The sequence below is a fragment of the Providencia alcalifaciens genome, from assembly GCF_915403165.1.
Taxonomy (GTDB): Bacteria; Pseudomonadota; Gammaproteobacteria; order Enterobacterales; family Enterobacteriaceae; genus Providencia; species Providencia alcalifaciens_C.
The window spans coordinates 1,614,518-1,626,914 of record NZ_OU659204.1 but is presented as its reverse complement, the minus strand read 5'-3'; the positions used below and the strand labels follow the sequence as shown (position 1 = coordinate 1,626,914).

Annotated in this window: 14 protein-coding genes and 1 riboswitch; of the genes, 8 read left to right on the top strand and 6 right to left on the bottom strand. The window is 41.3% G+C overall.

Features of this window, described 5'->3' with window-relative positions; translation table 11 throughout:
* The first annotated feature begins 8 nt into the window (after window positions 1-8).
* Window positions 9-311, top strand: coding sequence for a hypothetical protein (locus LDO73_RS07425; RefSeq protein ID WP_224060854.1), 303 nt, complete (start codon window positions 9-11; stop codon window positions 309-311).
* A gap of 154 nt (window positions 312-465) precedes the next feature.
* Here the strand turns inward: LDO73_RS07425 and LDO73_RS07420 are convergent, their stop codons facing one another.
* The gene (locus LDO73_RS07420; protein ID WP_224060853.1) at window positions 466-789 is read right to left on the bottom strand and encodes an AzlD domain-containing protein; all 324 of its coding nucleotides are present in this window, start codon (window positions 787-789) and stop codon (window positions 466-468) included.
* Window positions 789-1,460, bottom strand: a complete 672-nt coding sequence (locus LDO73_RS07415) for an AzlC family ABC transporter permease (RefSeq protein WP_224060852.1) — start codon at window positions 1,458-1,460, stop codon at window positions 789-791. The genes LDO73_RS07420 and LDO73_RS07415 overlap by 1 nt, the downstream gene beginning before the upstream one ends.
* Before the next feature lie 99 nt (window positions 1,461-1,559).
* On the opposite strand from LDO73_RS07415, the gene LDO73_RS07410 reads away from it, so the two are divergent.
* On the top strand, window positions 1,560-2,129 hold the full coding sequence (locus tag LDO73_RS07410; protein WP_224060851.1) for a helix-turn-helix domain-containing protein: 570 nt from the start codon (window positions 1,560-1,562) through the stop codon (window positions 2,127-2,129).
* 27 nt (window positions 2,130-2,156) lie between these two features.
* Window positions 2,157-2,333, top strand: a complete 177-nt coding sequence (locus tag LDO73_RS07405; RefSeq protein ID WP_224060850.1) for a DUF2526 family protein — start codon at window positions 2,157-2,159, stop codon at window positions 2,331-2,333.
* 172 nt (window positions 2,334-2,505) lie between these two features.
* Here LDO73_RS07405 and LDO73_RS07400 read toward each other — a convergent pair whose 3' ends face one another.
* The 3 genes from LDO73_RS07400 to crcB all read right to left on the bottom strand — a co-directional run bounded on the left by LDO73_RS07400 (window position 2,506) and on the right by crcB (window position 5,971).
* On the bottom strand, window positions 2,506-3,690 hold the full coding sequence (locus LDO73_RS07400) for a M20 family metallopeptidase (RefSeq protein ID WP_224060849.1): 1,185 nt from the start codon (window positions 3,688-3,690) through the stop codon (window positions 2,506-2,508).
* Window positions 3,691-3,770: 80 nt separating this feature from the next.
* Window positions 3,771-4,994 (bottom strand): hypothetical protein, encoded by a 1,224-nt coding sequence (locus LDO73_RS07395; protein WP_224060848.1) that lies wholly within the window; start codon window positions 4,992-4,994, stop codon window positions 3,771-3,773.
* A 596-nt stretch (window positions 4,995-5,590) separates the two neighbouring features.
* Window positions 5,591-5,971, bottom strand: a complete 381-nt coding sequence (crcB, locus tag LDO73_RS07390; protein WP_224060847.1) for a fluoride efflux transporter CrcB — start codon at window positions 5,969-5,971, stop codon at window positions 5,591-5,593.
* Between the two features lie 108 nt (window positions 5,972-6,079).
* A riboswitch (Fluoride riboswitch) is annotated at window positions 6,080-6,149 on the bottom strand.
* A 144-nt stretch (window positions 6,150-6,293) separates the two neighbouring features.
* Here crcB and fetA point away from each other — a divergent pair.
* Complete coding sequence (gene fetA / locus LDO73_RS07385; RefSeq protein ID WP_224060846.1) at window positions 6,294-6,947, top strand: iron efflux ABC transporter ATP-binding subunit FetA; 654 nt, start codon at window positions 6,294-6,296, stop codon at window positions 6,945-6,947.
* A 54-nt stretch (window positions 6,948-7,001) separates the two neighbouring features.
* A complete protein-coding gene (gene fetB / locus LDO73_RS07380; protein ID WP_423810887.1) occupies window positions 7,002-7,742 on the top strand; it encodes an iron efflux ABC transporter permease subunit FetB in 741 nt (246 codons plus the stop codon).
* 58 nt (window positions 7,743-7,800) lie between these two features.
* Here fetB and LDO73_RS07375 read toward each other — a convergent pair whose 3' ends face one another.
* A complete protein-coding gene (locus tag LDO73_RS07375; protein ID WP_224060844.1) occupies window positions 7,801-8,859 on the bottom strand; it encodes a LacI family DNA-binding transcriptional regulator in 1,059 nt (352 codons plus the stop codon).
* 238 nt (window positions 8,860-9,097) lie between these two features.
* Here LDO73_RS07375 and LDO73_RS07370 point away from each other — a divergent pair, with 238 nt between their 5' ends.
* The 3 genes from LDO73_RS07370 (at window position 9,098) to LDO73_RS07360 (ending at window position 12,369) form a co-directional block, all read left to right on the top strand.
* Window positions 9,098-9,826, top strand: coding sequence for an SDR family oxidoreductase (locus LDO73_RS07370; RefSeq protein WP_224060843.1), 729 nt, complete (start codon window positions 9,098-9,100; stop codon window positions 9,824-9,826).
* A gap of 36 nt (window positions 9,827-9,862) precedes the next feature.
* Window positions 9,863-11,485 (top strand): FGGY-family carbohydrate kinase, encoded by a 1,623-nt coding sequence (locus tag LDO73_RS07365; RefSeq protein ID WP_224060842.1) that lies wholly within the window; start codon window positions 9,863-9,865, stop codon window positions 11,483-11,485.
* 596 nt (window positions 11,486-12,081) lie between these two features.
* The gene (locus LDO73_RS07360) at window positions 12,082-12,369 is read left to right on the top strand and encodes a hypothetical protein (protein WP_224060841.1); all 288 of its coding nucleotides are present in this window, start codon (window positions 12,082-12,084) and stop codon (window positions 12,367-12,369) included.
* Window positions 12,370-12,397: the final 28 nt, after the last annotated feature.

The following is a 12,397-nucleotide window of genomic DNA, read 5'->3' as shown; positions in this document are numbered from 1 at the left end:
GATAAAAGATGAACAAATTAAACCAAGGTTTGCTTGCTGCTGTTTTACTGTCTGTTGGCTTTGCTGCTGCAGCCGCTAATGTTGATATGAACAAATCACCACGCCATCACGGTGGAAATCATCATAATATGGTGTATAGCGTGACTGAACAAACCACCAAACCTAATGAAACCCTGAAAAAACTGGCGAACGATACGCCTAAAATTGAAGATGGCAAGCGCTATATGGTGAAAATGTCTGTCGTGGAAGTGCCAGAATTCAAGCCCGCACAACCGATGCCTGTTCCTGCTACGGCTCCCGCAGCTAAATAATGAATGCGTCAACCTAAACCATAGGCTGTGCCTGTTACACTGATAACATCAACCTTTTGGCATTGTTAGTTAAAAATCAGTATCTTAATTGACACAATAACGTTTAGGTATATCCCTAATTTTAGCCCCTAATGCCATAGGGGCTTTTTTTTAACTAAAATAACCAGCGCAATAGCGCTGTGACTATCGCCGCTGACAAAACAATCACAATAAATGGCTTACGATACCAAGTCAGAATACCTGCCACCACCACCCCAATTATTTTCGGTAAATCCGATAATTCATTACCTGAAAAGAGTGTTGAGGTCATCGCGACTGAAAATAAAATTACAATGGCAGCAGCCGAAAACAGGGCTTTATTTTGCTCTGTTAAATTGACCCGCCCTTTCAGCAATGCGCCGGATGCCCGCATCAAATAAGTGCCAATCGCTAACACAAAAATACCACTAATAATTAACCACGGATGTTCCATCATCATCATTTCCTTATATAGATAACTAAACTCAATAAGGCTAGTAAAACTGGGATCCCCACAGGTAATACCGGTGTTGTTACCACAGCAACCACAGCTCCTACTATCGCAGCGAGTCTTAAGCGCTTATCTTTCAACGCGGGTAAACTCAGCGCTAAAATAATGGCGGGAAACATGGCATCCATCCCTAGCGCATGGGTATCTTGAATAAAGCTTCCCAGAATTTCTCCGATGACCACACCGACAGGCCAGCAGATTAAAATCCCTAATCCGCATAACCAAAATGCGGCTGTTTTCTCTCTTTCGCTGTCTTGCGCTAAGCCAAAAACCACACTTTCATCATTCATAATGTGATATCCCAGCAGCGATTTTGCCCCTTTTCCTGTTAACTCACTGACGGCAAAACTGAATGGAATATGGCGCGAGTTAACTAATAACCCAGCTAAGGCGGCGGACAGAGGGCTTCCCCCTGAAAATACCACGCCAATAAACAGAAACTCGGAGGCACCTGCTAGCACAAAAATGGATAGCATCAACGGCACCCACCAATCAAAACCTTGTGAATGGGCTAATGCACCATAGGAAATTCCCACAATTAAGTCTGCAATACACACCAGTGCAATATTTTTCACTGTGCTATTATGGAGAATAGAAAACTGAAATGTAGATGTCTGCATAGAACAACCGTTCGATATAAAAAACATTCGTTCATTATGTCGATATCTTAGGCTAAGTGCAATCAATTAAGTTCAATCAATTAAGTGCAATCAAATAGGATGTTAAAGTTGACCTTATTCACACCCCCTATCGAATTAATCTCAAAATCATTGGCTTGTGAAAGGCAAAAAAGTGGACTTTCTCTCTCTGAACTTGCGCGTAAAGCGGGGATCGCCAAATCCACACTATCCCAATTAGAAGCGGGTAGCGGTAATCCCAGCATTGAAACCCTATGGGCGTTATGTGTTGCGCTGGATATTCCTTTTTCCCGTTTAATTGAAGAAAAACGTGCGGCAGTGAGTGTGATCCGCCATGGCGAAGGTACCCCTGTGAGTGCAGAGCACGCCAACTATTTGGCCTATTTGCTCTCTTCTGCGCCCGCTAATTCTCAACGGGATATTTATACGGTTGTTGCACAGCCGGGTCGAGATCGCGTTTCAGAACCCCATATGCATGATGTCACTGAGCATATAATTTTGATGTCAGGCAGAGCATTAGTTGGGCCACTCGACAACCCTGTGGAGCTCAATGTCGGTGACTATATTCACTACCGAGGTGATGAGCCCCACATTATGCGCGCACTTGAACCAAACACTATGGCAGTCATGGTGATTGATAAACAGAATTAATTAGCCCAATAAGCTGGAGGATTTACCGTGGATTACTATCAAGAAATAACAAACAAAGTCGTTTTATTGCTAGATGAAAACTCCGTTCATAATATGAATGAAATGCTAATGCAGCTTTCTCATGATGATAAGCTTACTCAAGAGCAACGCTTCGAGCTGCAACAACGTCTTAGAGACGCCATTTTTATTCACCATAATTCGTAATAAAATTCCTAGCCACCCTTTAATTAAATGGGATTGGGCGGTTAATATCTCGATTTAAAATACAAAAGAAAAGCCTGAGCAATGTATTTATTGCTCAGGCTTGATTCAATAATCTATTATAATGATGTGAAACCCAAACCGCCTATTTCCTGCATTAAATCTTATTCTTTTATTAAAACTTATCTTGCTGCAAATAAGACCATGCATATTGCGCATACAGTTCTGCACCTGATGCCATCACATCTTCATCAATATTAAAACAGCCGTGGTGATGAGCCCATTGGGTATCTTTTTCTGGGTTACCGGAACCTAATAATGCAAAACAACCCGGGATGTTTTCCATATAGAAGCTAAAATCCTCCCCGCCTGGTGTTGGTCTTTCTGCCATTAATGCATTTTCACCAAATGCTTCACTGATCACCGACTGGGCCAGTAATGCACTGCGCTCTTCGTTAATCACTGGCAGCGTACCGTAGATATAATCCACTTCAGCGGTGGCACCGTACATCGCGGCAGTATGTTCGGCATAACGGCGGATCGCCGCTTCAATACGAGTACGAGTTTCAATGTCAAAACAACGTACCGTTCCATCCAGTACCGCATTTTCTGCAATCACGTTAAATCGGGTACCTACTTCCATTTTTCCGATAGTCACAACGGCAGAGTCTAGCGAGGAAGTTTCACGGGAAACCACCGCTTGTAAATTCATCACAAATGACGAGGCAACGATTGCGGCATCAACGGTCGCTTCCGGCATCGAACCGTGCCCACCACGCCCTTTAAACTTCACGACCAACAAGTCTGCAGAGGCGAATGTCCCGCCGACATTACACGATACTTTTCCTGATGGTGTCGTGGACCAGATGTGCATACCAAACACGTTGTCGACATTATCCACTGCGCCTTGTTTTACCATCGCTTTAGCGCCCTGCGCTATTTCTTCAGCCGGTTGAAAAATCAGGCGAATATTTCCTTTTAACTCATCGCGCACTTCATATAACGCTTTGGCTGCGGTTAATAACATCGCGGTATGCGCATCATGCCCACACGCGTGCATCTTCCCTTGATTTGTCGACTTGTACTCAAGGGAATCATTCAATTCCTGAACAGGCAATGCATCAATATCCGCACGTAAAGCGACCGTCTTTCCGGGTTTACCGCCTTTAATGTCCGCAATAATTCCGGTAGGTTCAGTGAGACGATACTCAATACCAATTTTTGCCAACTCTTGTGCAATACGCTTCGTGGTTCTCACTTCCTCAAAAGGCAATTCTGGATGTGAATGAAGATCGCGACGAAAAGCAATCATCGCTTCTGTGTGTTTTTTAACGGATGCTGTGATGCTGTTATTGACCATTTTCCTGTCCTTTTTCTATTCTTTTCGCTTTCTTAAACTGTTATTTTTCAGCGTGTTAAATTCTAATATTCTATATATCGTTATGCCGCAACAGGCACGATGTAGGCGACCATAATCCCCGCTAATACCACGGAAACCATTGTGACAGAGATAAAACCACCAACTAACATTGGTCCTAACATATGGCTAGTTAAAATTTGACGCTCTTTTTCATCTTTGGTCAGTGCGTTAATGGCTTCATTGGTGATGATATAATCCGCAGGGAAACCATACAGTGCCGTCAATGAGACCGCGAAAGCCATCTCTTTTGATACTCCTAGAATTTTTCCCACAATCCAAGATGCGATAAACATGCCGATGACCGCGGCCACGATCAACACCACCATTGGGTAGACCAATCTTAACAACATATCCGGTGTCGCATGATTTAACGTATCAAAGATAAACAGCATTAATGCCATGATAGCAAAGCCAAAACCGTTGGCTTTCTGCAGAGGCTGCCTTTCTAAAAAGCCCATCGACGAAGCAATAACGCCAAATAATAAGCACAAAACAAACGGGCTGATGCTGACATAAGGCGCGGCAACGGTAGAGACTAAATAGGCGAGATACCCCACCACCACTAAGCGTAAAAATTGGAAATAGCTGGTGTTATAGTGGCTTGGAATTCGCTTGAACATGCGAGGCATTGCACTTTCAGATGCCAGTGTTTTGACTTCCACATCATCCGCACCGTCAACGGCCAATGACTCTTTCCAAGTACCATTGCGATATTGCTCAAGCACTCGGCGACCTTCACGCTTCAACATGATGGCCGTTAGCGGATAACCGGCAAAACCTTGCATCACATAAATTAAGATGGCAAATACCGAGAGATCCACCAGCCCAGCTTCCGCGGCACCTTTTGACATAATTAATGAAGAGACAATGCCACCGACTAATGGCGGGATTGCAACTAATACCGTATTTAAATCAAATAACGCCAGACCTACCCCATAAATAAAGACTATGATCCCCAAAATACCGGATAACGAAATTAAAATAGTCTTCCATTGGTGTAAAAGTTCTTTCAATGAGAGCAATGTACCCATATTGGTAATGAGTAAATACATCAGCATCACGGCGACAACTTTTGGTATTCCCGCAATGCTCACAATATCTTTAGGAAAGAATGTCCAATAACCTAAAAGGAATAATACAGCGCAAACAAACACCGATGGGATCCACGCTTTTGTTCGTACTGCGATGGCATCCCCGATGTACAGTATCCCGACAATTAATAACAGAGCTAACATTTGTGACATAAGTTTTTCCCCGTATTTATTATTTTTATTTATTTCTGTTTTAGTTATTTAATCTATTAATTTTGATATGTCAGATTTATTCATTCAAAACAAAGAACAAAACAAAGCCAAATAGCACATATCCATCCAAGCCATTACATTTAAACAACAATTTCATCATAACATTGAATAAATAGATGTATAGATTAAGTTACAGTGTAAGCTTGAAAATACACTAGCAAAAAGTTGTAGATTCAAAAGTCATATATGAGGGGATTGAATGAAAATACAGAGCAATAGTTTCGTATTCAGAACCGTTTTTAATAGGATATGTTTTATGCGTTATATTTGATGATAATTCATACTTCTTCAGGGTAAGGGAAACGCTAAATTTATAATCTATTGCCCTGCTATATATTTTTATGCTTTCACCATTTTGATGCAGTTATATCATGATAAAAATGGCTCATTACTACAGTTATTAATATATTCTGCTTTATTTCACCATTCTCTTTTTTTGCTCAAAATAGAAACAAAAATAGCCTATTTGCATCTGAAAATAGACTATTAATCGTACGAAAATAATGAGTGGGAAACAAATACTTTATTAGAATCTATTATCCTTGAGAGATCATGTTATGGCACAGCATGCCGAGTAACGTAAATAATAAAGCGCCGAGAACATGAATTGCGATCGTGCTGAATGCCACAGCCAACTTCCCTTCTTGCAGCATCACCAACACCTCCAACGAAAATGTCGAAAACGTCGTAAACGCCCCACAAAAGCCTGTGACAATAAACAGTTTATAGGCAGGATTAATATTTGCGCTAGCAAAGTAAGAGACAGCAAAACCAATGATAAAGCCGCCAACTAAATTGACAAAAACAGTACCAAATGGAATATGAGGGTGCAGGTTATTCAGCTTTAAGCCAATCAACCATCTTAACCAGCCACCTAAAACGGAACCTAAAGCAATAGAAATGAGAGATGAGTACATTGCCACTTTCCTTACAAGTTAGATGGGAATAAATGCAAGGAAAAGCTCCTGCAGACATTTATGCCCTAAGTTCGGGCACATAACCTACGCGCCCATTCAAATGAAAAGGTTTACGTAGGCATCATCAGTCCACATCAAGGACGGTTAAACTAGGAGGAATGCCATCTCCTAACGAGACGTTGATTAAAATAATAAGGCAACTATTTTCTTCATGCAAATCTAATTTGCCAAACCTATTCCAGATAACGCGGTGTCTATTTACCCTAAATTGGCGCATAATATCCGTAATATCGATAATAGAATTAGATGGATTAGGTCAAATATGGAAACAAAACAGCCCTTATTACAACTTAAGAATATCGGTTTTCAGGTTGGTCAGAAGATAATTTTAGATAATGTGCAGATTGACCTATACCCCGGTGAATTTAAATTGATCACGGGCCCTTCTGGTTGCGGGAAAAGTACATTATTAAAAATTGTCTCTTCACTCATCCCACCAAGTTGCGGTGAAATTCTCTTTGCTGGCGAAAGTATCAACGCAATTGCGCCAGAGAAATATCGTCAACAAGTCTCCTATTGCACTCAAACGCCTGCACTCTTTGGCAATACCGTGTATGACAACCTCTTTTTTCCTTATCAAATACGGAATCAACCACTTGATAAACAAAAAATTCTCGATGATTTAAGCTATTTTTCGCTACCTGATACCATCCTAGAAAAAGGCATTAATGAGCTTTCAGGCGGAGAAAAACAGCGTGTCTCGTTGATCCGTAATTTGCAATTCTTACCGAAAATTTTATTACTGGATGAAATCACTAGCGCCTTAGACGAACAAAATAAGATCAAAGTGAATGAGCTTATTCATCAATTAGCGGTCAAGAATAATATAGCAGTCCTCTGGGTGACTCATGATCAAGATGAAATTGGCCATGCTGACGATATTATTACCCTTCCCGTACACCATAGCGAAAAATAGGAATTAATCGTGCATCAACCTACTATTTCCAATGAGTCGCTCGCATTTTCTATCATGTTAGTCTTAGTGGCTATTTTTATTAGCCATAAAGAGAAGCTCTCTCTTGAAAAAGATATTATTTGGAGTACGTGCCGCGCCATTGTTCAACTATTAATTGCCGGTTATATCCTCAAATATATTTTCCACGTTGACCATAAGGCACTCACTGTTTTATTAGTGTTATTTATCTGCTTTAACGCTGCGTGGAATGCGAAAAAACGCAGTAAATACCTCGATAAGCTATTTCCAACCGCGTTAATTGCGATTACTTCAGGCACGTTTTTAACTTTGCTGGTATTAATTCTCACTGAAGCCATCGCGTTTACCCCAATGCAAGTGATCCCAATTACAGGGATGATTGCTGGGAATGCCATGATTGCCGTCGGGCTTTGCTTCAATAACTTAGGGCAGCGCTTTAATAGCCAACAACAGCAAATTCAAGAAATGCTTAGCTTGGGTGCCACACCTAAAATTGCTTCTGCCTCAATTATTCGCGAAAGTATTCGAGCTTCATTAATTCCGACGGTGGATTCTGCCAAGACGGTTGGGATAGTGAGTTTACCCGGTATGATGTCAGGGCTAATTTTTGCGGGAGTCGATCCTTTACAGGCAGTTAAATACCAAATTATGGTGACATTTATGCTATTAGCGACAGCAAGTCTCTCCACGATTTTGGCTGGGTATTTAACCTATGTGAAATTTTATAATCAGCGCCACCAATTGCGTTTAGATACTTTAAATAAAAGCATTAAATAAAAATATTAAATAGACCAATAATCAGGCTTAATATTTCTGCTTTAAGCCTGATTTAATTTTATTCCGTTTTTCCAACCATGACAGGCATCACCTCAATCAGCTGAGGCTGGCTTTCTCCCGATTCTATCAAGGTGAAAATTTGCTCTAGCATAGCGGGAACATCCTGTTTCACCATCTCAATATCATTCCCCAGTAATGCGACAAATGGATCCCAGTCAAAACATCCCATTGGCGGCTGATGTGCTCCCGTATGCCCCTCTTTCATTAACCATCTCACCACCCCTTCCAAGGAAATGGTTGAATTGACAAATAGTCCACAAAGTTCAATGTATTTAGGCTCTTGCGGTATTCCTTTCTGTAAAAAGGAATGCCGTAAAGAATACGTCGAGAGTGCCTGCTCAGCTTTTTCTGGAGCATAACCACAAGTCAGAATATGGTGTTGAGGAACCTCTATATTCAGGGAATTATGAGCATCAATAAACCCTCGAATTCGCTCTCGAGTGTTATGCTCTTCTTCCCGTCCTCCAACAAACACCAGCGATTCTGACGACGCCGCTCGCCGCTGCCTTTTGCGCAAAATATTGAGCGTTAACTGCTTTGCACCATGATAGTTATCGGAAATCACCGAAGGTGCCAGTGTACCGGGTAAGTCCAAATTGAGTGTCGGTACACCTGATGCGTGGCAGATTTGTGTAATTTTATCAGGATCGGTTGCCCCCGTTGAAATCAACCAATCCACTTGATATGAGAGCATTGCCTTTGCGGCTTCTAACTCTAATTGGGGATCACGACGCGTACAGGTAATGATAGGAAATAACCCACGTTCACGGGCCATCTCCTCAAAATGCTCCACAATCGACCCAAAATAACGGTTATCGTATTTAGGAACTAACATCCCAATGATTTTGGATTTATTACTGCGTAATAGGCTCGCTTGCTTATTCACCGAATAGTTTTGCTCCTGCGCTATTCGCATAATTTTTTCAGCTAATTGGGCGCTAATACGTCTTTTTTGCCAATTTCCATTCAATACAGCGCTAACGGCACTGGCTGAAACCCCTGCCAATTCTGCAAGGTCATAGATCGTGGTTTTCTTGTTTTGTCTGATCTTGCTCACAAATTTATGCCTCCATTTTTTCCTAGCTTGACACCAAAGCGTAAAAGTCGCAATACTGCTCCATCGATTGAGCGACATCGAAATTAACCTAGAATCGAGTTGATATGGCGATTTGCCTGCATTCTCACTCACTGAATACACTCCGCCAAATCCCCTCGTAACTTATTAAAATTACATTAATTTCTAATACTCAGTTTGACTTCCTTATTGATTAACTAACTTATCCGGAGTGAACATCATGGCTATCTCATTAGAAAACAAAGTTGCCGCAATCACAGGTGCGGCTTCTGGTATTGGACTTGAGTGCGCACGTACCCTACTCAAAGCTGGCGCGAAAGTTGTTTTAATTGACCGTGCCGAAGAACGCTTAAATCAGTTAGTTGCCGAATTAGGCGACAATGCAATTCCTCTGGTTGTTGATTTAATGAAACCAGAACAAGTGGATGGCATGTTAGATGCTATTTTAGCCAAAACGGGGCGCTTAGATATTTTCCACGCTAACGCAGGCGCTTATATCGGTGGCCCAGTCGCAGAAGGCGACCCAGATGTTTGGGATAAAGTATTAAACCTCAACATCAATGCTGCATTTCGCAGCGTGCGCGCCGTTCTCCCACATTTTATTGAGCAAAAATCAGGGGATGTCCTGTTTACTAGCTCAATAGCAGGCATGGTGCCCGTAATTTGGGAGCCTATCTACACCGCGTCTAAATTTGCAGTTCAAGCGTTTGTTCATTCAACTCGCCGCCAGGTATCTCAACACGGTGTTCGCGTTGGAGCTGTATTACCGGGTCCTGTTGTCACTGCATTACTGGATGACTGGCCAAAAGAAAAAATGGAAGAAGCATTAGCCAATGGCAGCTTAATGCAACCTATCGAAGTCGCTGAAGCGGTTCTATTTATGCTGACTCGCCCAAGAAATATCACCATCCGTGATCTTGTGATCCTGCCAAACAGCGTTGACCTCTAGTTTTTACCGATAAACATAAAGATTGTGGGAGGACATATGAACAGCCCTACGCAAAGTAAAAATGACGACGTCGTCATTGGTATTGATGTCGGTACAGGCAGTGCCCGTGCAGGTATTTTTGATCTGCATGGCAACATGCTTGCGTCAGTTAAACACGATATTACGCTCTACCGTGATGGTGCCAATTACGCTGAGCAATCAAGTAACGAAATTTGGAATGCCGTTTGTTATTGTGTGAAACATGCAATGGCAGATGCCAAGATTGATGCGAAACGCGTCGCAGGAATTGGTTTTGATGCGACCTGCTCTCTGGTTGTTTTAGATAAAAACCAGCAACCTATTTCCGTCAGCCCGAGTGAAGATCCTGAACGCAATATTATTGTTTGGATGGATCATCGCGCCACGGAACAAGCCGAACGTATCAATAGCCTGAAGCACCCAGTATTGAATTATGTTGGGGGCAAGATTTCCCCTGAAATGGAAACCCCCAAAATTCTTTGGCTAAAAGAAAATCGCCGCCAAACTTATGATAATGCGTGGCAATTTTTTGATTTGGCAGATTTCCTAACTTGGAAATCAACGGGTTCCTTAGCACGTTCTACATGCACAGTAACCTGTAAGTGGACTTACTTGGCCCATGAAAAACGCTGGGATGCTGACTATTTTCGTCAAATTGGTCTCGCCGAATTAGCGGACGAAAATTTTGCTCGCATTGGCCAGGAAATTGTCGAGCCAGGCACACCGAATGGAAGCGGCTTAACCACCCAAGCTGCTGAGCAAATGGGACTGTTAGTTGGAACGCCAGTTGCCGCAGGAATGATTGATGCTCATGCTGGCGGAATTGGTACAGTTGGGGTGAATGGTGATGCGACTGCAAATATGGCGTATGTTTTCGGTACGTCTTCCTGCACGATGACCACCACCCAAGAACCGGTATTTATCCCTGGCGTTTGGGGCCCCTATTATTCTGCAATGGTACCGGGGATGTGGCTCAACGAAGGAGGACAAAGTGCTGCCGGTGCGGCAATTGACCAGCTACTTTCGTTACATCCGATGGCCGCACAAGCCAAAGCGATGGCAAAAGAGCAAGGTAAATCCTTGCCCGTTATGCTGGCAGATAAAGTATTAGAAAAATCAGGCACCCCATCACAAGCAGTTAAATTAGCTGAAGGTATTCATATTGTTCCTGAGTTTTTAGGCAATAGAGCCCCTTTCGCTGATCCCCACGCGAAAGCCATCATTGCAGGCTTAACCATGGATAACAGCTTTGATAACTTACTTGCATTCTATACCGCTGGCGTGTGCAGTATTGGCTATGGATTACGACAAATTATTGAGGCTCAGGCACAATCAGGTGCTGTTATCCAAAATATCGCTATCAGTGGTGGTGCCGGCCAGCACCCGCTAATCCGTCAACTTCTAGCCGATACCTGTGGTGTTCCGGTGATTTCAACTCAAGCGGATGAACCTGTATTATTGGGCTCTGCTATTTTGGGAGCTGTCGCAGGAAGTGTTTGTGAGAATGTTGCGCAAGCAATGGCTCAATTTGCAAATATTGATTTAACGTATCAACCTAATGAGAAATTTAAATTACATCATCAAACTCGATTCACTTCTTTCCAGCATTTACAACAAAGTGCGAGAGAACTAAAAGGTTAATTTGCTAATTTAAATAATCAGCTAAAGGGATAAATTTTATTTATCCCTTTTTATTATCTTTAATAAAAAAAACAAAACAATATTAAATAATTCACAAATAAATAATTAACATTAAATATTAGAGTTAATGTTAATTATTATAATTAAAATAAAGCAAGAATATGAATAACCCTTAGTTACATATAAAATAGACGTACTAATGCATGATATAGCACATTGAAAACTCGCTGCTTACACGCAGAAAGCAAGGGAAAGCTCAGATTTACCAGAGAGATCATCTGATGAAATATTTATTTCCATATTTTTTAATATGATAGCATTCCATTAATGTCTACAGGGATTAAATTATGACTTTCACCCTTCAATATTCTTTCAGTGAAATAAATTGCTAACACAATGATATAATGAGAAATACGATTATAGATTTAATTTAAAAACCAAAAACTAAAATTATCCGACTAATTTTGATAAAAGATTTATAGTAACTTGTGTACTATTTCCAACATCGGAAATAAGTCAAAAAGTCGAAAACCGATCAAAACCAATATCAGGTTGAAAAACCAAAAACGGGTCAAAAAACAAAATAGGGCTCATTCATGACAAATACTCAACTACTGTTGCTGGCAACCAACAACATCAAAAATAATACCGAACTCAGCCATTCTCAAGAGTCCTATGTTTATCAATTTTACTATGAAAACGTCGCTAATAAATTCTCGACAATTAAAGAATTTATGTATGAATTCATTACATTAACTAAACCAGCCTTAGAAAGTGAAGTGGATTTTTACGCATTAAGCTCACGCATTTACGCCACTATTGAAGAGTACTTAGGGATAGCTCAAGTCCGCTATATTCAACGTCAAAAATTCCTGCAAAAGTAAATAACTTAAACAAAAACAGACCTCAAAT